Raw genomic sequence first — 25,973 nt, 5'->3', positions numbered from 1 at the left:
AAGTCTATCGGGTATCTGCTATAATTAATAAGATTGTTTAGCTTACGACTAGTAGCTTCGGCGATAAGAACCGAAGCTGTGTAATACTTACAAATATAGAAGTAAACCTGATAAGGAGTTGTCACATAAATGGCTTTAAAAGCAGGAATCGTCGGTTTGCCAAACGTCGGCAAATCAACATTGTTTAATGCGATCACGCAAGCGGGCGCCGAATCGGCCAACTATCCGTTCTGTACGATTGATCCTAACGTCGGTGTTGTGGAAGTGCCGGATGAGCGCCTCGACAAGCTGACCGAGCTGGTTCAACCGAACAAAACGGTACCAACCGCTTTTGAATTCGTGGACATTGCGGGCTTGGTTCGCGGCGCGAGCAAAGGGGAAGGCCTTGGGAACAAGTTTCTTGCCCATATTCGTGAAGTGGATGCCATCGTTCATGTTGTCCGCTGCTTTGAAGACGAGAACATTACCCACGTTGACGGTAAAGTGAACCCGGTCAGCGACATCCAGACGATTAATCTGGAGCTGATCCTTGCGGATCTCGACAGCGTGGAGAAGCGGATCGACCGCGCGAAGAAGAACATGAAGGGCGGCAACAAGCAGTATGCTCAGGAAGTAGAACTGCTGGAGCGCCTGAAGGAAGCTCTTTACAACGATCAACCGGCACGCAGTGTGGAGCTGAGCGATGATGAGAAGCTGATTGTTCGCGATTTGCACCTGCTGACATTGAAGCCGGTGCTGTACGCGGCTAACCTGAGCGAAGACGGTGTTGCGGAAGCCGATAGCAATCCTTATGTACAGCAGGTTCGTGACTTCGCGGCTGCGGAGAACGCGATCGTGGTTCCGATCAGCGCGAAGGTTGAAGCCGAAATTGCCGAGCTTGAGGGCGAGGACAAAACGATGTTCCTTGAGGAACTGGGGCTGGAAGAGTCCGGTTTGAACCGTCTTATCAAGGCTGCTTACAGTCTTCTGGGATTGTACACCTACTTTACGGCAGGCGTGCAGGAAGTGCGTGCCTGGACGATCCGCAAAGGAACGAAGGCTCCGCAAGCGGCAGGCGTGATCCATACCGACTTCGAACGGGGCTTCATCCGTGCGGAGGTCGTAGCTTACGATGACCTCGTTGCGGCCGGATCGATGAACGGCGCGAAAGAACGTGGACAGCTACGCCTGGAAGGCAAAGAGTACGTTGTTAATGACGGCGATGTGATGCACTTCCGTTTCAATGTGTAGCAATTGAACGATTCAAAGGCCATGGCTCCATGTCACTTTGTGCATGGGACCGTGGTTTTTTTGAAGAGGAGAACCTTTCAGCCCGGTCAACTGCCTGCTAGTCAAATGCGTCGTTTCATGGTAAAATAAAAAGTCGTTTACACTTCATTGTTGATGCGAAATGGAGTGCAAAAAGGCATATCTTCAGGAATATATCTTAGAGAGGTGAATTCCTTTGTTGGACCGATTACAATCCCTTGCGGACCGTTACGAGAAGTTAAGTGAGCTGTTGTGCGATCCCGATGTCGCTAATGACTCCAAGAAGCTCAGGGATTATTCCAAAGAACAATCCGATTTACAGCCTGCTTATGAGGCTTATGTTGAATATAAAAATGTTATTGAAGAGCTCGAAGCTGCCAAAACCATGCAGGGCGAAAAGTTGGATGACGAAATGCGCGAAATGGTGAAAATGGAGATCGAGGAGCTTACCCAGCGCGAGCAAGAGCTGGCGGAGAAGATTCGGATCTTGCTGCTGCCGAAGGACCCGAATGATGACAAGAACGTGATCATCGAGATTCGCGGCGCAGCCGGCGGCGACGAGGCGGCGCTGTTTGCTTCCGACCTGTACCGGATGTATACCCGTTATGCGGATACTCAAGGCTGGAAGGTTGAACTGATGGACGTCAACACGAACGATCTGGGCGGGTTCAAGGAAGTCATCTTCATGATTAATGGCCGCGGCGCATATAGCAAAATGAAATTCGAGAGCGGCGCGCACCGTGTTCAGCGGATTCCGGCAACGGAATCCGGCGGTCGTATCCATACCTCTACCTCCACCGTGGCGGTCATGCCGGAGGCGGAAGAAGTGGACATCGAGATCCATGACAAGGACATCCGCGTGGATACCTTCTGCTCCAGTGGTGCAGGCGGTCAGTCCGTTAACACCACCAAGTCGGCGGTACGCGTAACGCATATCCCGACGGGGATCGTGGCTACGTGCCAGGACGGCAAATCGCAGAACTCCAACAAGGAGAAGGCGCTGCAGGTGCTTCGGGCCCGTATCTTTGATATGATGCGCCAAGAGGAAGAAGCGAAGTATGCCGGTGAGCGGAAGAGCAAAGTAGGTACTGGTGACCGCAGTGAGCGGATCCGTACGTACAACTTCCCGCAAAGCCGTGTAACCGATCATCGGATCGGACTTACCGTTCACAAGCTGGATCAAGTGATGAACGGGGAGATTGAAGAGATCGTTTCGGCGCTGACCCTTGCGGAGCAGGCTGAAGCGATGGAAAAAGGAGTATAACGCTTTGAAGCGGACGAGATTTGAATTAACGCCGCAGCGCAGCATAAGAGAAGCCTTTGTGGAGGCTTCTTCTTTTTTAGATGGCATGCGGGTGATGGAGCCGCAGCGGAATGCGCAGCTGCTGCTGGAGCATGTGCTGGGATTGTCGGGAACCTCATATTATATGGCGCTTGCGGAGCCGTTTCCGGCGAACCGGCGCCACGCCTTGGAGGACGTCATCAATCGCAAGGCGCAGGGCATCCCTGCGCAGTATATTATCGGCGAGCAGGAATTTTACGGCCGGCCGTTTGAAGTCACGTCGGCGGTTCTCATTCCGCGTCCGGAAACGGAGCTGCTCGTGGAAGCGGTGCTGGAGTATGGACGGGAACTCACTCCGCGATCAAAAAGGTTAAAGGCCATAGACATCGGCACCGGCAGCGGGGCCATTGCCATTACGTTGGCATTGCAGGAGACGGCGTGGGATTTGCTTGCGAGCGATATTTCGCCTGATGCGCTGGAGGTTGCTGCGCGTAATGCAAAGCATCTGAATGCCGATGTAGAGTTCCGGCAGGGGAACCTGCTGGAGCCGTTCGCCGGCATGACGCCGGACATCCTCGTCTCCAACCCGCCTTACATTCCGGCGGAAGATATTGAGGGGCTTCAGCCCGAAGTCCGCGACTATGAACCGCGAACGGCACTGGATGGCGGGCCGGACGGTTTGAATCCGTACCGGATCATGATGGAGCAGCTGCCCTTGCTGTCAGTGCCGCCGCGGCTGATTGCCTTTGAGCTGGGCATGGGCCAAGCCGGGGATGTGGCAGAGCTTTTACGGAGCGCAGGGCACTGGAAGGAAATCGTCACGGTGCCGGATTTGGCGGGCATTGACAGGCATGTCTTGGGAATATCCCGTTAATTGTGTTCTGGATGAATATCTTTTAAAATAGATGATGGGCTGAGCCGGTTAAACGGGTTGTTGTCGTTCAGATCGTTACATGGCCTCAATCGGCAAATCAGTGTTTACAGCTCCGGGCACAGGGGGACCAAAGCATGCTTCAGAAATTCAAGAAGATTGATTTTGTTATCGTTTTTGTACTGTTGATGCTAATGGTTGTCAGTATTACATCGATATATAGTGCCACGCTCGACACCACCGGATTCGAAAAACACCATATCAAGATGGCGATATTTTATATCCTCGGATTCGCAGCCTTTTTCGGGCTCAGTTTGATTGATTATCGTTTATGGAATAAATATGCGCTGCACATATACATCGGAGGGTTATTAACCCTTTTGCTGCCTTCCTTCATCGGTCAGACCAAAAATAATGCCACGGGCTGGATTAATCTCGGTATCGTTGATTTCCAACCTGCGGAGCTGTTTAAGCTGGTGCTGATCATATTTATCACCTATATTCTTATCCGTAAGAACAAAGCGAAGTTGTCTTTTTGGCGGGACATCGTACCGATTGGGCTGTTGACGTTTATCCCGTTTGCCGTTGTCATGGTTCAGAATGACTTGGGTAATGGACTAAGTTATATTGTCATCTTGCTTGGGTTATTATGGATCGGTAATGTAAAGTTCTCGCACGCTCTTATCGGACTGCTGCTTGTAGCAGGGATTGCATTCGGTGGAGCTCAGGCCTATATCCACTATCATGATGAAATTAAAGAATCGAAAATCATGGAGAGCCGCGGTCATTGGATGGAACGGATCGATCCATGGCTGGTACCCGAGAAAGCTACCGCGAAGGCGAGTTATCATACGAACAACGCCAAGCTGGCCATTGCTTCAGGCGGTATGAGCGGGGAAGGGTACTTGCAGGGGAGCTCCGTACAATCCTCACGTGTGCCTTATACGTATTCGGATTCGATTTTTGTGCAAATTGCAGAGGAATATGGCTTCATTGGTTCCTCCGTTCTGTTGTTGTTATATTTCATACTCATTCACAGGATGATCTTGATATCATTGGAAAGTCGGGACAAAGCGGGTCCGTTTCTAATCATTGGCATTGTGGCCATGCTGCTGTATCAAATCTTTGAGAATATCGGCATGTTTATTGGATTGATGCCTTTGACCGGGATTACGCTGCCCTTCATCAGTTATGGCGGAACCTCACTCATCATTAACATGGCGTGTCTCGGAGTCGTCATGAGTGTGAAGCTGCATGGACAGGAAGTGGAGGAGGATATGCCTAATCCTCAAACGTACCGTTCCGCTCCGCCCAAACAGGCTTGATTCGGTTTATTGGGATTTAGAATCAGAGAGATGCTATTGAAAGCAGCATCTCTTTTGTATTTTTTGCCGGTAACTACAGGAGGGCCCGTGAATTGTATTAGAGGAGGAAATCTTTTAGAATAAATCATTAGGGGCTAGCAGGCATACTCCTTGAAACGCTACATTGCAGTGCTGCCGTTAGGCTTTTTTAACGGATATCGTCTGTATCAACGATAAGCAGCGTCAAACTTTCTTTTCGAATAATCGTTATATGCCTGTATAGGCAAACCGGGGGCGATCAGCTCCGGGCACAGGGGGACCATAAAGCATGCTTCAGAAATTTAAGAAGATGGATTACGTTATTGTTTTCGTACTGGTTTTGATGATGGGTATCAGCATTACGTCGATATACAGCACAACCGTTGACACCAAATTTGAGGGCTCTCATCTCCGCATGGTTGCCTTTTACATTGTCGGCTTTATTGCTTTTTTTGGCATAAGCCTGCTGGATTATCGGTTGTTGATTAAATACGCCAAATATATTTACTTGGGCGGATTGGCCGTGTTGGTCCTCGTTATGTTTATCGGTAAGGATATCAACGGCGCCCAAGGCTGGATTTACATTGGCAGTTTAAGTATACAGCCTGCTGAATTGTTCAAGCTGATCCTGATTATTTTCCTTTCTTTTGTATTGGTGCGCAAAAACAAACCGCTGCTGTCCTTCTGGAAGGACGTAGTTCCGATCGGACTCTTGGCATTCGTGCCTTTTGTGCTCGTCATGGCCCAGAATGATTTGGGTAACGCGCTCAGTTATGTCGTCATTTTGCTGGGGCTGCTCTGGATCGGGAACGTCAAGTTCTCCCATGCGCTCATTGGGCTTGCGCTTGTGGCAGGCGTGGCCTTCGGCGGCGCACAGGCCTATATTCATTATCATGATGAGCTGCTGGAATCGAAAATACTGAAGCCGCACTGGGTGGAACGGATTGATCCGTGGCTGTATCCGGAGAAAGCGACCGCCAAGGCAAGCTATCATACAACGAATGCGAAGCTTGCCATCGCTTCGGGCGGCATGAGCGGCGAGGGCTACATGCAGGGATCGTCGATCCAGTCTGGTAGAGTGCCTTACGCCTACTCCGATTCCATATTTGTGCAGATTGCTGAGGAATTCGGATTTATCGGATCTTCCGTTCTGCTTCTGTTATATTTCATCCTGATCCATCGGCTGATCCTGATCTCCCTGGAATCCCGGGAGCGTGCGGGGCCGTTTCTCATTATAGGGATCGTGGCCATGTTCCTATATCAGATCTTCGAGAACATCGGCATGTTTATCGGCTTAATGCCGCTGACGGGGATTACGCTGCCTTTCATCAGTTACGGGGGAACGTCCCTTGTGATCAGTATGGCGAGTCTCGGGGTCGCCATGAGCGTCAAGCTGCATGGCCAGGAAGTGGAGGAAGATATGCCGGATCCGCATGCCTATCGCCCGGCGGCTTCTAAGCAGGCGTAACCTTTCCTTTGCGGGAAGCTCAATAATCCCCCCATCTTTAGTTAAAAAATGTGGGGTATGGAAATGAGACGAACTGAATAACCGATCTTGCCGAAGATGCGATTCCGAATGGGGATCGCATCTTTTTTTGGTTCATGCTGCACCAATCTATGATTTTTTATCGAAATTGCTAGATTCTAACGTTTATATCTTTTACCTGCGGACATACTGATAGCATCATAGAGTTTCGTTCATAGAGAGGCGGTTGTCCGAGATGAAAAATTATAGTGAAACCCTCCGTATTATCGTGAAAAAAATGGTTGTGCTCTTATCCTGTATGTTTATGGTCATCATGGCTTGGGAAGGACAGCAGATTGATGCTTCCGTAGTTGGCGGTCCGATCCCTCAGGAATCGATACGACTTCGCATACTCGCGAATTCCGATAGCCCGTCCGATCAACTGGTCAAACGAGAGATTCGTGATTCGGTCGTTGAGCAAATGCAGCTCTGGGTCCTGCAGCTGGAGAACCCGCAAAGTCTGGAAGACGCCAAAGAATTAACCCGGCAGCATCTTCCGGAAATCCGCCAATTGGTGGGTGAAGAGTTGAAGAAAAGAGGGATTACGTACAGTTACACCGTAGAGCTTGGCGTCGTGCCGTTCCCGACGAAGTTATACGGAGGCACGGTGTATCCGGCCGGCGATTACGATGCGCTGCGGATTACTTTAGGCGAAGGTCAAGGGCAGAACTGGTGGTGCGTCTTGTTCCCGCCGCTTTGTTTCATCGATGGTGGCAGCGGGGATGCGGCGGCGCAGCCTGTTGACACAGGTATCCAAACGGTTTCAGCAGAGGCCGGCGGCGAGGCTTCCCAAGAGGAAACGCCGAAGAATGCAGGCGACAGTGAACCGGAGGTCCGCTTCTTCTTGTGGGATATGTTCATTGGCATTTGGAACTGGGTGGTAAGCTTGTTTTAGGATTATAAGCGAGTTGATTTTCAATCCTGAGCGGGTATGATAAACTTTGATGTAGAAGTGCGAGTTCAAAAAGTCGGATTTTCAGCACCGAAGTTTATGCTTCCGATGTGCGTTTTTTCAAAACGCTTCAGTTGGATGAAGCTAGGGAGTGAGGAGCGGAGCTACACGTTTTCGCAGAAAACGCCTTCGAAAGCATCTGCTGTTTTGGGTACGTGAGCACCTAAGATGTTTCCGCAGGAAACATGACTTCGTAAGCATCCACTTAGGCCCGGCTGAATTCAAGATTCGATGCCGAGCTGCTTCCTGATTCGCTTCGTGTTAGATATAGAATTTATAAGTTATCTTGCTACGCTGATGAAATTCTGTATCGCAAGAAAACCTACCTTTAAATCGATGTCGCTCGTCCTTGAATTGACCTCGATTGGTTTTCTTATCAAAAGCGGACTTTTTGAACAACCTCTAGAAGAGTGCTTTCTCTTTGGCGCGACTGGTTTGAATGGGAACCGGCACGGGACTGAAGAACGAAAAGCGCTTTTTATTTTGGGGCATAGGCAACACATGCGTTAGAGTTTATATAATTCATATACAGAAAGTTTGGGATAGGAATGGAACAGAACGGGAATGGCATGGAACCTAGCCAGCAGCGGGATAACGGCTTCCGCGAGGCTGCTGTAAATTCAACCGAAGTGTGGCATGTATCGAACTCGCTTTCCAGGGAGAGCTTGAGTTTGGAGAAGGAGGCGAAGCAGGCGCTGGAGGAAGCGGGGCAGGTGCTCGAGCGGGGCGGAACGGTGGCCTTTCCGACGGAAACAGTCTACGGGCTTGGCGCAGACGCCGGTAATACGGAAGCGGTCGAGCGTGTCTTTGCTGCGAAGGGCCGGCCGTCGGACAATCCATTGATCGTGCATATTTCGGAGCTTACTCAGCTTGACGGTTTGGTCCGTCATGTGAATGAGACAGAAAGGGCGCTGATGGCAAGGTTCTGGCCTGGGCCGCTATCGCTGGTACTGCCCGTTAAACCGGGTGCTGTATCCCCTCGTGTGACGGCAGGGCTCGATACCGTTGCCGTGCGGATGCCGGATCACAACGTGGCGCTGGCCTTGATCAGCGCAGCCGGGCGTCCGCTGGCTGCGCCGAGCGCGAACCGTTCCGGTCGGCCAAGCCCGACGCTGGCCAGCCATGTCCTGGAGGATTTGGCCGGGGCGATCGACGGCGTTCTCGACGGCGGCCCTGCCGGGGTGGGGGTCGAGTCGACGGTGGTGCAAGTCGGCGAAGACGGCGCCGTCACGGTGCTCCGCCCGGGCGGCGTCACGGCCGAGCAGCTTGCCTCCGTTGCGGCAAGCGTGCGCATGGACCCGGCGCTGCATCGCGCCGCCGGGGAGGCGGAGAGCCCGGCGCCGCGCTCGCCGGGCATGAAGTACACGCACTACGCACCGAAGGGTGCGATGTGCGTGGTGCAGGGCCCGCGTGCCGACGCGGTGTCGGCACGCATCGCGGCCGAGCTTGAGGCGGCCGCCCGACGCGGGGAGGTGACCGGCGTGCTGTCGTTCGACGAGCACATCGGTCACTACCGCGCGGACGTTGCCGTCTCGCTCGGCAGCCTGGTCGCGCCGGAGGAAGCGGCCCGCCGGCTGTATGCCGGCCTGCGCCGGTTCGATGACGAAGGCGCAACCTTCATTCTGGCCGAAGCGTGCCCGGAGCAAGGCCTTGGAGCAGCCGTCATGAACCGGCTGCTGAAGGCCGCGGGACACCACATCATCGACGTGAATTGAGCTGCGGCTGAAGGCTTTTGGCATCATTTACCCCTTGTCCGCATATGGTGTACAAGACCATGGGACTTGGGGGAATGGGCATGCTGGAGGCGTCTGTCCAATCGGGACAGCTTGCGGCGATTCTGCTGATGGCGGTTGCACTCGGGTTAGACGCATTTTCGCTTGGAATCGGAGTTGGAATGAGAGGCGGTATGCGCTTAGGCCATATGCTGGGCATCAGCTTCATGATCGCGTTGTTTCACATGCTGATGCCGCTGCTGGGCTTATTTGCCGGCCGCTATGTTGGCATGTTACTGGGCCACGTCACAGGGCTTGCTGCTGGCGGGCTGCTGCTTTTACTGGGCGGGCATATGATGTATAACGCCCTGCGGGGCGGAGAGGGACAGCGAATCCATCCTACCGCATTTTTAGGCATGCTGCTGTTTTCGCTTAGCGTCAGCATCGACTCCTTCTCGGTAGGCGTTTCGCTCGGAATGTTTGTGGATGATGTGCTGTTAATCGTAATTTCCTTCGGGGTCGTGGGCGGTTTGCTGTCCATTCTCGGTTTGCTGCTTGGCCGTCAGGTAAGCAATAAGCTGGGGGAGTACGGTGAAATGCTGGGCGGACTGATTTTGGTCATCTTTGGCATCATGTTTATCTTTTGACGCAATATTTGTTACAATAACCCCAAAGACCTACGAACGGGAGGAATGGGACCGTGAAAAATATATTGTTTGTCTGCACGGGAAATACCTGCCGCAGTCCGATGGCTGAAGGCATGCTGCGCAAGCTTGCCAAACAACGGGGCGTCCCGTTGGAAACGAAGTCCGCCGGTGTCTCGGCCGTGGATGGAATGCCGATGTCCCATCATGCGGAATCCATACTGCGAGACCAGGATATCCAGGAACACTTGGTGTCCAAACCGTTGACCGCGAACCTGGTGGAGTGGGCAGACCTGATTCTGACGCTGACCCAGTCGCATAAGCAGTATGCTATAAGGCAGTTCCCGCACGCCGCAGACAAGATGCACACGCTGAAAGAGTTTGTTGAGGATGACCGCCGGGTGCTGGAGGATCTGCGGGAGCAGGATAGTCTGTATGCCGCGCTTGAGCTGGCCAGATCTCTGGGCCGCGATGTCAGCGACCGTGACCGAGAGCGTCTGATCGAGCTGCGTCAGCGCATCCCAAGCTTCGATATCTCCGATCCTTTCGGGGGCTCGCGGGAGGAATATGAAGCCACGGCCGCAGAGATACGGACGGCGTTGTTCCGTCTTTTGGACAAGCTGGAAGCGGATCGGCATAACTAAGCCTTGCCTTTAGAGATATGAAGCCTGCCATTGGGCTAAAAAGCCACTTGCCTTTCGCATGGTATTGCTTTAAGATGAAGGTGAAAAACAAATGATCCGGTGTAACTGGCGACGAAGTGGATGAAACCACGATGGAGCATCGGAATATACGGCCGGTCGCCTGGGCAAAGAGCATTTGGAGCACAATACGTGCGCCGACTGCTCTTTTTTCGTCTTTTGCGCCCGATTTGGGTTATAATGAAACAAGCTAAAACGCAAAAGCGAACATACGAGGGGGTTTTTCATAGATGAAAATTGCATTGGGTACGGATCATGCCGGCATTCGTCTGAAAGAGGAGATCGTGGAAGTCATTCGGGGTCTTGGCCACGAGGTGGAGGATCTGGGCTGCGGCTGTTCCGATTCCGTGGATTATCCCGATTATGCCCTTCCGGTGTGCGAGAAGGTCGTCTCGGGTGAAGCGGACCGCGGCATTCTGATCTGCGGTACGGGGATCGGCATGAGTATTGCGGCCAATAAGGTGCCGGGCATTCGCTGCGCTTTGACACATGATGTGTTCTCGGCCAAAGCGACGCGCGAGCATAACGACAGCAACGTGATTGCGCTCGGTGAGCGTGTCGTCGGTCCTGGACTTGCTGCCGAAATCGTCAGCGCATGGCTGACTACGGATTTCAGTCATGGCGAGCGCCATGTCGGCCGCGTGAACAAGATCAAGGCCATAGAGGAGCGTTACCTGAAGAATGTATCGCGATAAGTGAACGCGTAATACAGCTGCGGCTATCGTGATATGGGATTGAAGCATCTTCTGTGAAAAAATCATCGGGAGGACTGTGACATGACGGATATCTCCAAGGTTTCCTTGAACGAACAGACAGCGCGTATTGTCCGCGAACTGGCCGAAGCGGCCGTCTTAGGCCCGGGTAAAGTGCTGGTCATCGGAGCCAGCACCAGTGAAGTGGTCGGACGCCGGATCGGTACAGGCGGCGCTCTTGAAACGGCTCAGCAGCTCCTTCAGGGCATTGCCGAGGTTCAAACGGAATTCGGTTTCGCGGTGGTCTATCAATGCTGTGAGCATCTGAACCGTGCGCTTGTCATGGAACGCGAGCTGCTCGAGCGGCTGGGCTTGACGGAAGTGGCGGCAGTTCCCATTCCGGGTGCGGGCGGGTCGATGGCTTCCGCAGCTTACCGCCGCATGAAGGAGCCCTGCCTTGCGGAATCGATTGAAGCCCATGCGGGTGTCGATATCGGCGAGACGCTGATCGGCATGCATTTGCGGAGAGTGGCGGTTCCGTTCCGGCCGACCGAGCGTTATATCGGGGAGGCGCGCGTAACTGCGGCATATACCCGCCCGAAGCTGATTGGCGGAGAGCGTGCGGTGTACCGGCTTGAGCAGACGGATGATTCCACGTTGTGCGATTGATTCGAATGAGAACTCGCTTTTTTAATGATGATTACTTGTAGTTTTAAGTTTGCAAGAAAAAATAACGATTGATTATGGGAGGATATGAACATGATGGAACATTTGCGGAAGAGTGACCCGGCTGTATTGGAAGCGATGGATTTGGAGCTGAAGCGTCAACGCAGCAACATTGAGCTGATTGCCTCTGAGAATATTGTCAGCGAAGCGGTTATGGAAGCAATGGGGACGGTGCTGACGAATAAATATGCGGAAGGCTACCCTGGCAAACGCTATTACGGTGGCTGTGAGCGTGTGGATATCGTGGAAGATATCGCCCGTGACCGCGCCAAAGAATTGTTCGGAGCCGAGCATGCCAACGTTCAGCCTCACTCCGGTGCCCAAGCGAACATGGCGGTATATTTGGCAGCCCTGAAGCCTGGAGATACCGTGCTCGGCATGAACCTGGCCCATGGCGGCCATTTGACTCACGGAAGCCCGGTTAACGCTTCCGGTCTTCTGTACAATTTCGTTGCCTACGGCGTGCAAGAAGACACGTTCCTGATCGATTACGACGAAGTCCGCAAAGCGGCATTCAAGCATCGCCCTCGTCTGATCGTGGCGGGTGCAAGTGCCTATCCTCGCATTATTGATTTTGAAAAGCTTGCAGCCATCGCCAACGACGTAGGCGCGTTGTTCATGGTTGACATGGCTCATATTGCGGGACTTGTTGCGGCTGGTCTTCATCCGAATCCGGTTCCGCATGCCCATTTTGTAACGACAACGACGCATAAGACCCTTCGCGGACCTCGCGGCGGTATGATTCTGTGCAAAAAGGCTTGGGCGCAAGCGATTGATAAAGCGGTATTCCCCGGCTCCCAAGGCGGCCCGCTCATGCATGTGATTGCTTCCAAAGCCGTTGCGCTTGGCGAAGCCTTGGATCCGTCTTTCAAGACGTATGCAGAGAATGTCGTGAAGAACGCGAAAGTGCTGGCCGATACCCTGATCGAGGAAGGCCTGAACATCGTTTCCGGCGGAACTGATAACCACCTGATGCTGGTGGATACCCGTAATCTGGACATCACCGGCAAAGACGCGGAGAAAGTTCTGGACTCCATCGGAATTACCGTGAACAAGAATGCCATCCCGTTTGATCCGACCAGCCCGTTCGTAACGAGCGGTATCCGTATTGGTACCCCTGCGGTTACTTCCCGCGGTATGGATGAGCAAGCGATGGTTACCATCGCGAAAATTATTGCCATGACTTTGAAGCAGCCGAAAGACGAGGCAACGCTTGAAAAAGCAGGCCGTTTGGTGGCTGAGCTTACAGATCAATATCCTCTCTATGCTGAAATGAAATATTAATCACAGTTTCCTTCGCATAAGAAGCCTATGATAAGAGGACCCCGCCTGATGCAGGTGGGGTCCTTTTAGGAGCTATGAACATTCTGGCCAGATTGCTATGCTCTCATTTTCCCAGTCAGGCCCTTTCGCGGTTAGCATCAATATAGGCGAGAATGGAAAACCTAGGTTCAGGGCAGAAGAAGATCCGATTCCGTTATAAGGTCAAAAACTCATGGAATAAAACATGACCCGTGCAGGTGTCAATTGACTAGAGGGAATGATATAATAGACAGGATTTATGGAGCTCACAAATATTTAACGCCCATATTGAAATAACATTTGTACTCAAACCGGAGGGACCAGACATGGGAAAATTGGTGATTTGTGATCACCCGTTGATTCAACACAAACTTACATTTATCCGCGATATGCGGACTAACACAAAAGACTTTCGCGAATTGGTAGACGAAGTCGCGACTTTGATGGCTTATGAAATTACGCGAGAGGTTCCTCTTGAATCGATATCCGTGCAGACGCCGGTCGCTGAAACCCAAGGGAAAGTCATTTCCGGCCGCATGCTCGGCTTGGTTCCGATCCTTCGCGCCGGTCTGGGCATGCTGGACGGAGTTGTCAAGCTGCTTCCAGCGGCAAAGGTAGGGCATGTCGGATTGTTCCGTGACCCCGAAACGCTTCAGCCTGTTGAATATTATACGAAGCTTCCAACCGATGTAACGGAACGGGAATTGATCGTCATTGATCCGATGCTCGCAACGGGCGGATCCGCTATCGCTGCTATCGACGTGCTGAAGAAACGCGGCTGTACCCAGATCAAGATGATGAACCTCGTGGCTGCACCGGAAGGTGTGAAAGCTGTCCATGATGCCCACCCGGACGTGGACATTTATGTTGCTGCTCTCGATGAGGGTCTTAACGACCATGGTTACATCGTACCGGGCCTTGGTGATGCAGGGGATCGGCTGTACGGCACGAAATAAGAGCCAAGCCAGTCACTCGTACGTCTTGAATATTTGAAAACAAGCAAAGAGGGGTATTTTCAAACATGTCAAAAGTGAAAGTGATGACGATATTTGGGGTCCGCCCCGAAGCAATCAAGATGGCGCCGCTAATTCTAGAGCTTCAACGTCACCCAGAGCATATCGAATCGGTCGTTTGTGTTACTGCGCAGCATCGGCAAATGCTGGATCAGGTGCTGGATGTGTTCAAGATTGTTCCGGATTATGATTTGGATGTCATGAAGGACCGTCAGACGCTCAACGAGATCACCGTGCGCGTTTTGGAGGGTCTTGAGCCTGTTCTGCGTGAAGCCAAGCCGGATATTGTATTGGTGCACGGCGATACGCTGACAACGTTCCTGGCCAGCTATGCAGCCTTTCTGCAGCAGATTCAGGTCGGCCATGTGGAGGCGGGACTGCGCACATGGAACAAGCTGAACCCTTATCCGGAGGAGATGAACCGTCAGCTGACCGGGGTGCTTGCTGATCTTCACTTTGCGCCGACGGACTGGTCCGCCGAGAATCTCCGCAAGGAGAACAAGCCGGATTCCCGCATTTATGTAACGGGTAACACGGCTACGGATGTATTCCAGTACACGGTGCGTGAAGGTTATACCCATCCGGTTCTGGACTGGGCGCAGGGCAAGCGCTTGATCCTGATGACGGCACACCGGCGCGAATCCCAAGGGGAGCCGCATCGTCAAATATTTGAAGCGGTAAAGCGCATTGCCGATGAATTTGAGGATATTGCCATCGTATATCCTGTACATCCGAGCCCAGCTGTTAAAGAGCCGGCTCATCGCATTCTGGGGGATCACCCGCGCATCAAGCTGATTGATCCGCTGGATGTCGTGGATATGAACAATATCTACACCCATACGCATTTCATCATTACGGATTCCGGCGGCATGCAGGAGGAGGCTCCGTCATTCGGCGTGCCGACGCTGGTGCTTCGGGATACGACCGAACGACCGGAGGGCATTGAGGCCGGCACCCTGGAGCTGGTAGGCACCCAGGAGGAGAATGTGTATGAACGCATTAAGGTTCTTCTGACCGATCAGGAGCTCTACGAAAAGATGAGCAAAGCTGCTAATCCGTATGGCGATGGACAAGCTTCACAGCGAATTGTCAATGCGATTTTGCACCATTTCGGCATCCGAAAAGAGCGTCCAGAAGAATTTCACAGAATGTTCACAAAGGTATAGTTTACCGTATTCTGATGAGCAAGGGGACAGCATACAGTTGAACTGTACGGTTACCGCGGCGTTTTGCGCAATTTAGACTGCTCAAAACGCCGATTTTACACGGTAAATCCATCAAATCGATTCATTGACAAACTCTTGTTATATTCAGTAAAATGAGTTGGGATTAGAGGTTCATATGAAAAATCCGAAAAGTCAAGATAACCCTTGGTTGATAGCGCTATACATTAGCGGGGCAGGCGGTTTGCTTGCCGCTTACATTCTCATCGGTTTTTTTACCGGGCGATGGCTCATGAATCATTTGGACGGGCCCAGAGTGTGGCTTGCCATTGGTACGCTTTCGGGGCTCTTTGTAGGGATTTTGAATATCGCTCTTCTCATTAAAAAGTTTTTGGGGGCGCAGGCGTGAATGATTTGACTTCCATTGTGAACGCTGTATTTAGAGTATCCTTACTCTTATTGTCTGCCTTGTTTCTCGGATGGGCTCTCTATCCGGAATATCGCCCGATATTGATGGGGTTGATCATGGGCACGGCGGCGGGATTGTTTAATGTACGCTTCCTCTCCATGAAAGTGCAGCAGCTGGCGCAATTGGCTGTCGATCCGGAACCGAAAAAGTACAACTTCGGCTTCATTACGAGATTGTGCATCGGGCTTCTGATTGTAATCTTCGCCGTAAAACTCGAACAGGTATCCCTCGGCGGTGCAATTGCCGGTCTGTTCATACCCCAATTGTTGACCATTCCTGTCAGCATTGTGTTCAGTTTGAGAAACAATCATTGATCAGCGCTAACTTGGAAAGGGGTGAAAACAATTTTATGCATGATTCACCGATTATCAAACTTGGCGGATTGAATATTGATCTTTCAGCGGTATTAATGCTTCTCGTCACCTGCGTGGTGGTGTTCGTATTATGTCGACTGGCGGTACGTAATCTATCTGTCGAAAACCCTTCCAAACTGCAAAACTTCATGGAATGGGTAGTGGAATTTGTGCAAGGCGTCGTAGCGAGTGCGATGGATCTGAAGAAAGGGAAAGCTTACATATCATTGGGGCTTACTCTGATCCTGTTCATCTTTGTAGCGAACTTGCTGGGCCTGCCGTTCTCAATTATCACCGACTTGCCGGAGAACTTCGAAGTCTTTGGTCAGCCAATTCTGGCTACACTCGGACTTGAACATGGCCACTACGCCCACGTATTGTGGTGGAAGTCGCCAACAGCGGACATTTCCGTTACGGCCGGTCTTGCGATCGTTGTGTTCGTGCTCATGAACTACCTGGGCTTGAAGCTGAATCGCAAGCATTACCTGAAGCATTACATCGAACCGTTCCCGATCTTCCTGCCACTCAATATCATTGAGAACTTGGCAAAACCTATCGCTCTGGCAATCCGGCTTTATGCCAACATTTTTGCCGGCGAGGTACTGATCACGGTGATTCTGAAAACCGGCTTCTGGGGCATTCCGTTTATGGCTGCATGGCAAGGTTTCAGTATCTTCATTGGTGCATTGCAGGCGTTTATCTTTACGATTTTGACAATGGTATACATCTCGCAAACTACGATTCACGAAGAGCATTGATCAACTCGGACGAATCCGCCGTAACAGCGGTGTTTTTCGAAAGAGATATTTTCTATAGTTTCACCAAATTTCAATTTTGAAACAATTTTAAGGAGGATATTTAACAATGGAATTTTTGGCAGCAGCTATTGCAGTAGGTCTGGGCGCCCTTGGCGCAGGTTTGGGTAACGGTATGATCGTAAGCAGAACAGTTGAGTCTATCGCTCGTCAACCAGAAGCACGTGGTCAATTGCAAACAACGATGTTTATCGGTGTTGGTATCGTAGAGGTTATTCCTTTGGCGGCTACTGTAATCGCGTTCTTGATCATGTTCTCTTAATAACAATACAACGGTTTGGCGGGGAGGGCCGATGCCATCCGCGCCTTCGTTTTGTTAGGCACCGCACTTCGTGTTGATGGAAAGGAGTGACCTCAATGACAATTCTATGGGAAAATATGGTAATTACTATTCTTGCGTTTCTTATTCTTTACTTTTTGCTTCAGAAGTTTGCGTTCAGCAAATTGTTCGGCATCATGGAGCAGCGTCGTGAGCTGGTAATGAGCCAGATGAACGAAGCGGCACAGACTCGTCAGCAGGCAACTGCTTATGTAGAAGAGCAGAAGAAGGCACTGGAGCAAGCGCGTCAAGATGCTCACGAAATCATCGAGCGTTCCAGACAAACTAGCAACAAACAAGCAGAGCAAATTATGGAACAGGCTAAGGAAGAGGCGGTTCGCCTGAAATCCGAGGCGGTTCGTGATATCGAGAATGAGAAGAAGAAAGCTGTCGAAGAGCTTCGCAATGAAATCGGCAGTGTTTCCGTGAAGATCGCTACCAAGCTGATTGAACGGGAAGTAAAGAATGATAAAGCTCAAGAAGAACTGGTGGATCAATACCTTAAAGAGGTAGGAGGCAGACCATGAGCCAAAATACAGTAGCAGCCAAGCGGTATGCGCGGGCGCTGTTCGAAGTGGCGGCTCAGCAGCAGAAGGGTCTGGAAGTGGAAGAGGAATTGCGCGCTGTTGTGCATGCCATTGAAGGCGATGCCGACATTCAGAAATTCATCTCCACGCCGAATATTCCCCAGTCCGTGAAGATGAACGTAATCAGCCAGGCGTTGGCAGGGAAGGTATCGCAGCCTGTATTGAACACGATCGAATTGCTTCTCGACAGAGGGCGTACAGAAATGTTCGCTGAACTGCTGAACAGTTATGTGAAGATACAAGGTGCGAGCTTAGGATTGGCGGACGCCACTGTGTACTCCACCTACCCGCTTAGCGATCAGGAAAAAGAACAGGTAGCTTCGGAATTCGGGCAGTTAGCACATCAGAATATCCGGGTGACCAATGTTGTGGACGAGAGTTTGCTCGGCGGCCTGAAAGTTGTCATTGGCGACAAGCTTTATGACGGAAGCCTTGCCGGGAAGCTGGAACGTCTTGAAAAGTCTTTTAATAGACGAGCATAGTAGATAGGGGTGAAAACGTTGAGTATCAGACCTGAAGAAATCAGTACTTTAATCAAAAGTCAAATTGAAGAATATAAATCCGATATCACTGTCTCTGAAGTAGGTACGGTAATTCAAGTAAGTGACGGTATTGCTCGCGTGTACGGCCTGGAGAACGCGATGTCCGGGGAACTTTTGGAGTTCCAGAACGGCGTGTTCGGCCTGGCGCTTAACCTTGAGGAGAGCAATGTCGGTGTCGTTATCCTGGGACCATACTCCGAAATCAAGGAAGGCGATCAGGTTAAGCGTACAGGACGTATTATGGAGGTTCCTGTAGGTGAAGCTCTGCTTGGACGCGTAGTTAATCCGCTGGGTCAGCCGCTGGACGGCAAAGGCCCGATCGAAGCGACTGCGTTCCGTCCGGTTGAGAGCAGTGCACCAGGCGTTATCGACCGTAAATCCGTTCATGAGCCTATGCAGACAGGTATTAAAGCGATTGACGCAATGGTACCTATCGGCCGCGGACAGCGCGAGCTGATCATCGGTGACCGCCAAACGGGTAAAACCACCGTTGCGATCGATACGATCCTGAACCAAAAAGGCAACGGCGTTAAATGTATCTATGTAGCTATCGGGCAAAAGCAATCCACTGTAGCACAGGTTGTTGAAACTCTTCGCCGTCATGGCGCACTGGAGTACACGATTGTTGTTACGGCTTCGGCTTCTGAGCCGGCTCCGCTGCAGTACATCGCTCCATACGCAGGCTGCGCAATGGGTGAATACTTCATGTACAAAGGCGAGCATGCACTCATCATCTATGATGACTTGTCGAAACAAGCGGCAGCATACCGTGAGTTGTCCTTGCTCCTCCGTCGTCCTCCGGGTCGGGAAGCTTATCCGGGTGACGTTTTCTACCTGCACTCCCGTTTGCTGGAACGTGCAGCGAAGCTCAACGATGAGCTTGGTGGTGGTTCATTAACCGCACTGCCATTTATTGAAACACAGGCTTCTGACGTATCTGCCTACATTCCAACCAACGTAATTTCGATTACGGATGGACAGATTTTCCTGGAGTCTGAGTTGTTCTACTCCGGTCAACGTCCAGCGATTAACGTCGGTATTTCGGTATCCCGTGTCGGTGGTTCCGCGCAGATCAAAGCGATGAAAAAGGTTGCGGGCGGCATGAAGCTGGATCTTGCGCAATATCGTGAGCTCCAGGCGTTCTCCCAGTTCGGATCCGATCTGGACAAATCAACCTTGGCTCGCTTGAACCGTGGTGCAAGATTGATGGAAATCCTGAAACAGGGTGTAAACCAGCCGTTGTCCGTTGAACAACAGGTGGTTAGCTTGTACGCAGCCGTTAAAGGATATATCGATGATATCGAGATCGCTGACGTGCGTCGTTTCGAGAGCGAGTTCCTTTCGTTTATTGAAAGCAATAAACCGGAAATTCTTCAATCCATTACGGATACGAAGGATCTGACGTCCGACAACGAAAACGCATTGAAAGCGGCAATCGATCAATTTAAGAAGGGCTTTGCCGCTTCGGTTTAAGCTCCTCAGGTAAGTAATAGGAGGGGAGCCGGGGTAAGCCCGGCATCCTCTTTCATCATATGGAATGTAGCTTTGGCTGTGACCAAAGTGATTTTTACAAAAGGTACGGCTTTGGTCCTAGCCAAAGCTTAGTCTACGCGTACGAAGTAACTTTGGCTCTGCCAAAGTTAGGTGATTGCTTACGAAGTTAGCTTTGGCTTCGCCAAAGCTTTAAGGTGGTGAAAACATGGCAAGAGGATTACGTGATATTAAGCGGCAGATCAAGAGTGTTCAGAACACAAGGCAGATCACCAAGGCGATGGAAATGGTTGCTGCCGCCAAGCTGAGAAGAGCTCAAGAGAAGGCAACCTCCGCACTTCCATACTCCGAGAAGCTGAAAGAAGTGGTTGGCAGCATTGCTGCTGGAACCAAAGGAATCAGCCATCCGATGCTGGAAAAGCGTGAAGTGAAGAAAACCGGTTATCTGGTGATCACTTCCGACCGCGGTCTTGCTGGTGCATCAAACTCCAACATTTTGCGAAAAGTATCGAACTTCATCGCAGAACGCCATCAGTCCAAGGATGAGTATTGCCTGTTTGTGATCGGACGTAAAGGACGGGATTATTTCCGCCGTCGTGAACTTCCGGTTGTTGAGGAACTCACCGATTTATCCGATAGTCCGACCTATGCAGATATTAAGACCATCGCTAACGCGGCGGTTCATCAATATGAGCTGGGTCAGATCGATGAGTTATACGTGTGCTATAACCAATTCGTGAATGCTTTGACTCAGCTCCAGGAGATCTCCAAGCTTCTGCCGATGGAGAACATTGGTAGCGCCGAGAACCTGACGGGTTATGAGTATGAACCGTCTCCTGAAGGCGTGCTTGAGGTGCTGCTTCCGAAATATGCGGAAACATTGATTTTCAGTGCGATGCTGAATGCGAAGGCAAGTGAGCTGGGTGCGAAGATGACTGCTATGGGAGCTGCAACGAAGAATGCAAGCAAGATCATCAACGAGTTGAACCTTACTTACAACCGTGCTCGTCAGGCTGCCATTACGCAGGAAATTTCCGAGATTGTGGGCGGAGCAAACGCTCAGCAATAATGCACGGCTCTGAATTCTTAATTTAGTACTTTACGGATATGCGGCCATGTCATGAATAAGCCGCTTTTACGATCATCGTTCACCGCTAGAGGTGAGCGGGTAGGAGGGAAAACGAATCAATGAAAAAAGGACGCGTTGTCAGCATTACAGGTGCTGTAGTTGACATTGAATTTGAGCGCGGTCATCTTCCCGAGATTTTTAATGCTGTCAAGATTGAAGCAACGCTGGAAGGCGGCCGCTCGGTTGATTTGACTTTGGAAGTATCCAATCATTTGGGTGATAATCTGGTTCGTTGTATCGCGATGTCATCCACGGATGGTCTCGTTCGCGGTATCGAAGCCGTGGATTTGGGCAGACCGATTACGGTTCCTGTAGGTTCCGCTACACTTGGCCGTGTATTTAACGTATTGGGTGAGCCGATCGATAACGCAGGTGCCGTAGTATCCGAAATTAATAACCCGATCCACCGTGAGGCTCCTGCTTATGATGAGCTCTCCACGCAAGCAGAAATGCTTGAAACGGGTATTAAGGTAATCGACTTGCTTGCTCCATACCAAAAAGGCGGTAAGATCGGCCTCTTTGGTGGTGCCGGCGTAGGTAAAACCGTTGCGATCCAGGAATTGATCAACAACATCGCCCAAGAACACGGCGGTATTTCCGTATTCGCCGGCGTAGGGGAGCGTACTCGTGAAGGGAACGACCTTTACCACGAGATGAGCGATTCCGGCGTTATCAGCAAAACCGCGATGGTATTCGGTCAAATGAACGAGCCTCCGGGTGCCCGTCTTCGCGTAGCGTTGACCGGTTTGACGATGGCGGAATATTTCCGTGATCAAGAAGGTAAAGACGTACTTCTCTTTATCGACAACATCTTCCGCTTTACTCAAGCGGGTTCCGAAGTATCCGCCCTTCTCGGCCGTATGCCTTCCGCGGTAGGTTACCAGCCAACGCTGGCATCCGAAATGGGACGCTTGCAAGAGCGGATTACCTCGACCAAAAAAGGTTCCGTTACATCCATCCAGGCTATCTATGTACCGGCGGATGACTATACGGATCCGGCTCCGGCTACAACGTTTGCTCACTTGGATGCAACGACGAACCTGGAGCGTAAAATTTCCGAGATGGGTATTTATCCTGCGGTAGATCCGCTTGCATCCAGTTCCCGTATCTTGGCTCCGGAAATTGTTGGTGAAGAGCACTATAACGTTGCTCAAGGCGTTAAGAAAATTTTGGCTCGTTATAACGAGCTTCAAGATATCATTGCGATTCTCGGTATGGATGAGCTGAGCGAGGAAGATAAAGCGATTGTTGGACGTGCTCGTCGTGTTCAACGTTTCCTTTCCCAAGCATTCCACGTTGCCGAGCAGTTCAACGGGATCCCGGGTAAATATGTACCGGTTAAAGAAACCGTGCGTAGCTTTAAAGAGATTCTGGAAGGCAAGTATGACCACCTTCCGGAAGCGGCTTTCCTGTTCGTAGGTACGATTGAAGAGGCAGTTGAAAAAGCAAAAACATTGTAAGCTGACGCTCCGTGATCGGCAGACCGGAACAGTACTTTTTGCGAGTCTGTGAGGTCTGCTGCGCGAGTTTTCTGCGGAAAACGGTGAGGAGGGATGGAAGTGAGCACCATTTTGTTGGAAATCGTAACGCCGGACCGCCTGGTCTACTCAGAGCAGGTGAATAGTGTTACGGTGCGTGGGGTCGAGGGAGAACTGGGCATTTTACCTGGTCATATTTCCTTTGTTACGCCGCTTCAGATAGCGCCAGTTTATGTGAAGATCGGTAACCAGAGAACCCCGTTTGCGGTACAAGGCGGTTTCGTCGAAGTCCGCAAAGATAAGATTGTCATCCTGGCGGAAAGCGCAGAGAAAGCGGAAGAAATCGATCTGGAGCGTGCGGAAGCCGCGAAGGAAAGAGCGGAGACCCGCCTGAATGCGAAGGGAAGACAAGATGAAGTTGACCATCGTCGCGCGGAAATGGCTCTGCAAAGAGCGATGAACCGGATTAAAGTGACTCGGAACTAATAGGTAAACCAAGACAGCTTGCTGCATTCTTGCAGCCAAGCTGTCTTTTTTTAGTTTACGGAATGCATAGGGTTTCAGCGAAGCTGAACGATACAATATCGTAAGGAAAACTACCTCTACATGCGGTCTGTCTACTGTGAAAGTACGTCGATTCTCGTTTTTCTTATATTTAACATTAACGCAATATACTAGAATCGTTTTGCTATAGCAGCTCCTGAATTGAGGTGTATTAAGCATTCAGCAGGTCGCTACTCTATTAAATGTCCGATTATCATATGTCATCTATCTAGAACTTTAATAGATTCACTGGCATAACATATAGTATCAAAGAGAGAAGGGAGGTCATCCTTATGGCTAATCTACTCCCGACACAAATTTTCTCATTGGCACCTGAAGTCGGTAAATCGTATTACGAGAATTTGGCTGGTGGCGTGAATGCGTCCGTAACCGTCAACAACTTCTCGGACGGGCCTGTTGCTTTGGTCATAACGAGAGTTAATGCACCGGTTGTCACCTATGTCATTCCACCTGTAAACAGTCTCACGCTATCGGTAGAGCTCTTGTTGGTTGCTGCTCTGTTGACAGGCGCACTGCCGGCTTTCGGAACGATTCAAGTGGCAACATCTGATTTCTAAAAAAGCTCCGCAGCAGTAAACGTGAATTTTTATTTAAAACTTACTCGGACTGTACATTTCAGAGTCCGATTTTTTTTTGTTATTAAATCGGTATAAGATAGAAGCTTGAGATACAAAACTATAGTGATTCATGGCTTCCGGATAATTTTTTGTTGCGAAAGAAGTGGTGATTTAAACTTCTTATAATAGCGTATTTATGATCGTTTTGGAGCAATGTCGATAAACTTTATTATTTCCGAGGAAATGTCGTATAGAAAGTGCTGGATTCTTAGCCTCCAGCCAAGTATTATAGAAGAGTCGGTCCTGAACAGGACAGGATAATTTATGAAGGAGGAGGGAGTATGAACCAGGATTTATCTAATTCAATCAGTGCCGTCGGTGTTAACGGATTGCTGTCTATTGTCGTTTCGCTGATCTGTATTGCACTGGCTTGGTGGGCATTACAACAAGTAAAGCTGGATTTGGTTGTCCGTCATCCGAAGGGGCCGCAGGGAAAGCTGCTGCATTTGCTGCTGGCTGTGGTGCTTGGACGATTTGTAGCTGAATTCCTAATTGACTATATAACATGGAGTCAAATGATCCGATATATGTTTTAGCGCGGGGAATGAGCGCCGTACATAACACGAAGTGTTTGCAGCTAGTGATTAGGGCATTTATTGTATGAGGTTATGTGTTTGGCGATTTTTACTCGTCTGTTTTAATTGCGGTATGATTGGTTATATCTCTGTTAGGTTGCTTCGGAAGAAGATGTCGAATAAACGCATTTTATTATGTTAACACTTATCTTAAGAATTTGATCGGGCGGACGATATGACTTCCGGACTATAATGTTCACCCGGTAATTGTTACGCATTGACAAGTGCTGGTCGGTCATGGTACCTTTCGTAGGTCCATACTGCGGTTAACAGATGCTTCATAAGGTCACATCTTGGATTTCTGGTTCCTGATGTAGACACCGTATCAGATGTAATAAATAGTTCAAAAATCGCTTGTTTAGCGGAAATCACTAATGTTAAGATGAAAGTTAGGGAATTAGCAACAACTAATTACTAACACACGCAATAAGGACAATTATGGACGCGGAGGGAAACCATGATGAGCAAATTTATCGTCCGCGGTGGCAAAAGACTGACCGGAAGCGTCAAAGTCAGCGGAGCAAAAAATTCAGTTCTTCCGATCATCGCTGCCTCTCTACTAGGGGAAGTTGGGGAAAGTGTTATTATTGACGCGCCTCCTCTTGACGATGTAATTACAATCAGTAAAGTATTGGAGTCGCTTGGTGCGGGCATTACATATCAGGATGAAGTGATACGTGTGAATGCAGAGCACATAACGACATGTGAAGCGCCTTATGAATGGGTGCGGAAGATGCGGGCGTCTTTTCTGGTCATGGGGCCTTTATTGGCACGTTGTGGACGAACCCGGATTTCGCTTCCCGGGGGATGTGCTATCGGCACAAGACCCATTGATCAACACCTAAAAGGATTTGAAGCTCTCGGGGCAGAGATTAGCCTCGGACAAGGATATATTGAAGCTAAAAGCAATGGCAGATTGCGTGGGGCGAAGGTCTATTTGGACGTAGCCAGCGTAGGTGCTACTGAAAATATTATGATGGCCGCTACATTGGCTGAAGGAATTACGGTAATCGAAAATGCGGCGAAAGAGCCGGAAATTGTCGATTTAGCGAATTACCTGAATGCGATGGGTGCCAAAGTTCGCGGTGCGGGCACGGGTGTGATTCGGATCGAGGGCGTTGAGCAGATGCATGGCGTCAAGCATAACGTGATTCCTGACCGGATTGAAGCAGGCACCTTCATGGCTGCGGCTGCGATCACGGGCGGGGATGTATATGTGGAAGGAGCCATTGCGGACCACCTTGGCCCGGTTATTTCCAAGATGGAAGAGATGGGGATTACCATTGAACCGGACGAGAATGGGATTCGCGTTATCGCCGACAAACCATTAAAGTCGGTTGATGTGAAAACCTTGCCTTATCCTGGCTTCCCAACGGATATGCAGTCCCAGATGATGGCGCTTTTGCTGGTTTCCGAAGGTACAAGTGTTGTTACGGAAACGGTATTTGAAAACCGCTTTATGCATGTGGATGAATTCCAGCTGATGAATGCGGAGATTAAGGTTGAGGGACGTTCTGCGATCGTTACGGGCGGAGCTAAGCTTAAAGGAGCCAAAGTAACCGCAACGGATCTGCGTGCAGGGGCTGCCTTGATATTAGCCGGGCTCGTCTCGGAAGGGACTACCGAAGTTGGCGGCGTACAGCATATCGATCGCGGTTATGTTCATTTAGCGGAAAAGCTGTCTGGACTTGGCGCGGATATCTGGCGTATTTCAACGGAGGACCAGAGTTCGGAGAAGGTTTCGAAAAAAGTGGCAGGCGAAACAGAAGACGCAAAAGTTTTCAAAGTTCAACCTACCTGGGTGTAAACAACACGATGAATCTGGCGACTCAGGATAGACCACAATAGAGTACAGGAGAA

27 protein-coding genes and 1 riboswitch are annotated in these 25,973 nt (G+C 50.5%); all 27 genes read left to right on the top strand.

The annotated features are described in order from the left end of the window. The first annotated feature begins 129 nt into the window (after positions 1-129). The 27 genes from ychF to murA all read left to right on the top strand — a co-directional run bounded on the left by ychF (position 130) and on the right by murA (position 25,920). Positions 130-1,230, top strand: coding sequence for a redox-regulated ATPase YchF (gene ychF, locus ACQKPA_RS13705; RefSeq protein ID WP_427493014.1), 1,101 nt, complete (start codon positions 130-132; stop codon positions 1,228-1,230). Positions 1,231-1,444: 214 nt separating this feature from the next. Next, positions 1,445-2,512, top strand: a complete 1,068-nt coding sequence (gene prfA / locus ACQKPA_RS13700; protein WP_071218854.1) for a peptide chain release factor 1 — start codon at positions 1,445-1,447, stop codon at positions 2,510-2,512. Positions 2,513-2,516: 4 nt separating this feature from the next. After that, complete coding sequence (gene prmC / locus ACQKPA_RS13695) at positions 2,517-3,404, top strand: peptide chain release factor N(5)-glutamine methyltransferase (protein WP_427493012.1); 888 nt, start codon at positions 2,517-2,519, stop codon at positions 3,402-3,404. A gap of 134 nt (positions 3,405-3,538) precedes the next feature. Next, positions 3,539-4,726: an FtsW/RodA/SpoVE family cell cycle protein gene (locus ACQKPA_RS13690; RefSeq protein WP_427493010.1), complete on the top strand. Its 1,188-nt coding sequence runs from the start codon at positions 3,539-3,541 to the stop codon at positions 4,724-4,726. 307 nt (positions 4,727-5,033) lie between these two features. Continuing rightward, complete coding sequence (locus tag ACQKPA_RS13685; RefSeq protein WP_216534430.1) at positions 5,034-6,212, top strand: FtsW/RodA/SpoVE family cell cycle protein; 1,179 nt, start codon at positions 5,034-5,036, stop codon at positions 6,210-6,212. Positions 6,213-6,465: 253 nt separating this feature from the next. Continuing rightward, a complete protein-coding gene (gene spoIIR / locus ACQKPA_RS13680; RefSeq protein WP_427493008.1) occupies positions 6,466-7,164 on the top strand; it encodes a stage II sporulation protein R in 699 nt (232 codons plus the stop codon). A 605-nt stretch (positions 7,165-7,769) separates the two neighbouring features. Next, complete coding sequence (locus ACQKPA_RS13675) at positions 7,770-8,936, top strand: L-threonylcarbamoyladenylate synthase (RefSeq protein WP_427493006.1); 1,167 nt, start codon at positions 7,770-7,772, stop codon at positions 8,934-8,936. An 80-nt stretch (positions 8,937-9,016) separates the two neighbouring features. Next, positions 9,017-9,580, top strand: a complete 564-nt coding sequence (locus tag ACQKPA_RS13670) for a manganese efflux pump MntP family protein (protein ID WP_427493563.1) — start codon at positions 9,017-9,019, stop codon at positions 9,578-9,580. A 53-nt stretch (positions 9,581-9,633) separates the two neighbouring features. Continuing rightward, the gene (locus ACQKPA_RS13665; RefSeq protein ID WP_427493004.1) at positions 9,634-10,221 is read left to right on the top strand and encodes a low molecular weight protein arginine phosphatase; all 588 of its coding nucleotides are present in this window, start codon (positions 9,634-9,636) and stop codon (positions 10,219-10,221) included. A gap of 91 nt (positions 10,222-10,312) precedes the next feature. Next, positions 10,313-10,394, top strand: a riboswitch (ZMP/ZTP riboswitch). Between the two features lie 114 nt (positions 10,395-10,508). Next, positions 10,509-10,973 (top strand): ribose 5-phosphate isomerase B, encoded by a 465-nt coding sequence (gene rpiB / locus ACQKPA_RS13660; protein WP_427493002.1) that lies wholly within the window; start codon positions 10,509-10,511, stop codon positions 10,971-10,973. Positions 10,974-11,054: 81 nt separating this feature from the next. Next, a complete protein-coding gene (locus ACQKPA_RS13655) occupies positions 11,055-11,639 on the top strand; it encodes a TIGR01440 family protein (RefSeq protein WP_427493000.1) in 585 nt (194 codons plus the stop codon). 90 nt (positions 11,640-11,729) lie between these two features. Beyond that, on the top strand, positions 11,730-12,980 hold the full coding sequence (glyA, locus tag ACQKPA_RS13650; protein ID WP_071218864.1) for a serine hydroxymethyltransferase: 1,251 nt from the start codon (positions 11,730-11,732) through the stop codon (positions 12,978-12,980). 344 nt (positions 12,981-13,324) lie between these two features. Next, the gene (upp, locus tag ACQKPA_RS13645; RefSeq protein ID WP_006213103.1) at positions 13,325-13,954 is read left to right on the top strand and encodes a uracil phosphoribosyltransferase; all 630 of its coding nucleotides are present in this window, start codon (positions 13,325-13,327) and stop codon (positions 13,952-13,954) included. Positions 13,955-14,019: 65 nt separating this feature from the next. Further along, complete coding sequence (wecB, locus tag ACQKPA_RS13640; protein ID WP_427492998.1) at positions 14,020-15,177, top strand: non-hydrolyzing UDP-N-acetylglucosamine 2-epimerase; 1,158 nt, start codon at positions 14,020-14,022, stop codon at positions 15,175-15,177. A gap of 175 nt (positions 15,178-15,352) precedes the next feature. After that, on the top strand, positions 15,353-15,583 hold the full coding sequence (locus tag ACQKPA_RS13635; RefSeq protein ID WP_076323976.1) for an AtpZ/AtpI family protein: 231 nt from the start codon (positions 15,353-15,355) through the stop codon (positions 15,581-15,583). Beyond that, complete coding sequence (locus ACQKPA_RS13630) at positions 15,580-15,957, top strand: ATP synthase subunit I (protein WP_427492995.1); 378 nt, start codon at positions 15,580-15,582, stop codon at positions 15,955-15,957. The genes ACQKPA_RS13635 and ACQKPA_RS13630 overlap by 4 nt, the downstream gene beginning before the upstream one ends. A 35-nt stretch (positions 15,958-15,992) precedes the next feature. Beyond that, complete coding sequence (atpB, locus tag ACQKPA_RS13625) at positions 15,993-16,754, top strand: F0F1 ATP synthase subunit A (protein ID WP_113059550.1); 762 nt, start codon at positions 15,993-15,995, stop codon at positions 16,752-16,754. 106 nt (positions 16,755-16,860) lie between these two features. Continuing rightward, positions 16,861-17,073, top strand: coding sequence for a F0F1 ATP synthase subunit C (atpE, locus tag ACQKPA_RS13620; RefSeq protein WP_007128780.1), 213 nt, complete (start codon positions 16,861-16,863; stop codon positions 17,071-17,073). Positions 17,074-17,168: 95 nt separating this feature from the next. Then, a complete protein-coding gene (atpF, locus tag ACQKPA_RS13615) occupies positions 17,169-17,657 on the top strand; it encodes a F0F1 ATP synthase subunit B (protein WP_100540959.1) in 489 nt (162 codons plus the stop codon). Next, positions 17,654-18,199: a F0F1 ATP synthase subunit delta gene (locus ACQKPA_RS13610; RefSeq protein WP_071218870.1), complete on the top strand. Its 546-nt coding sequence runs from the start codon at positions 17,654-17,656 to the stop codon at positions 18,197-18,199. Before atpF ends, ACQKPA_RS13610 begins: the two co-directional genes overlap by 4 nt. 18 nt (positions 18,200-18,217) lie before the next feature. Further along, the gene (gene atpA, locus ACQKPA_RS13605; RefSeq protein WP_427492992.1) at positions 18,218-19,732 is read left to right on the top strand and encodes a F0F1 ATP synthase subunit alpha; all 1,515 of its coding nucleotides are present in this window, start codon (positions 18,218-18,220) and stop codon (positions 19,730-19,732) included. A gap of 226 nt (positions 19,733-19,958) precedes the next feature. Beyond that, complete coding sequence (gene atpG / locus ACQKPA_RS13600) at positions 19,959-20,819, top strand: ATP synthase F1 subunit gamma (RefSeq protein ID WP_071218872.1); 861 nt, start codon at positions 19,959-19,961, stop codon at positions 20,817-20,819. Between the two features lie 119 nt (positions 20,820-20,938). Next, the gene (gene atpD, locus ACQKPA_RS13595) at positions 20,939-22,339 is read left to right on the top strand and encodes a F0F1 ATP synthase subunit beta (RefSeq protein ID WP_071218873.1); all 1,401 of its coding nucleotides are present in this window, start codon (positions 20,939-20,941) and stop codon (positions 22,337-22,339) included. Positions 22,340-22,438: 99 nt separating this feature from the next. Beyond that, the gene (locus ACQKPA_RS13590; protein ID WP_100540954.1) at positions 22,439-22,843 is read left to right on the top strand and encodes a F0F1 ATP synthase subunit epsilon; all 405 of its coding nucleotides are present in this window, start codon (positions 22,439-22,441) and stop codon (positions 22,841-22,843) included. 350 nt (positions 22,844-23,193) lie between these two features. Beyond that, positions 23,194-23,478, top strand: a complete 285-nt coding sequence (locus tag ACQKPA_RS13585) for a hypothetical protein (protein WP_427492989.1) — start codon at positions 23,194-23,196, stop codon at positions 23,476-23,478. A gap of 341 nt (positions 23,479-23,819) precedes the next feature. Further along, positions 23,820-24,074, top strand: coding sequence for a DUF1146 family protein (locus ACQKPA_RS13580; protein WP_100540952.1), 255 nt, complete (start codon positions 23,820-23,822; stop codon positions 24,072-24,074). Positions 24,075-24,573: 499 nt separating this feature from the next. After that, entirely contained in the window at positions 24,574-25,920 is a 1,347-nt protein-coding gene (murA, locus tag ACQKPA_RS13575) for a UDP-N-acetylglucosamine 1-carboxyvinyltransferase (protein ID WP_181469847.1), read from the top strand. The last annotated feature ends 53 nt before the right edge of the window (positions 25,921-25,973 follow it).

The sequence above is a fragment of the Paenibacillus sp. NPDC093718 genome (assembly GCF_050279985.1).
In the GTDB taxonomy this organism is placed as follows: Bacteria; Bacillota; Bacilli; order Paenibacillales; family Paenibacillaceae; genus Paenibacillus_AQ.
The sequence above is the reverse complement of the archived record's forward strand: the minus strand, read 5'-3'. Positions and strand labels throughout refer to the sequence as shown.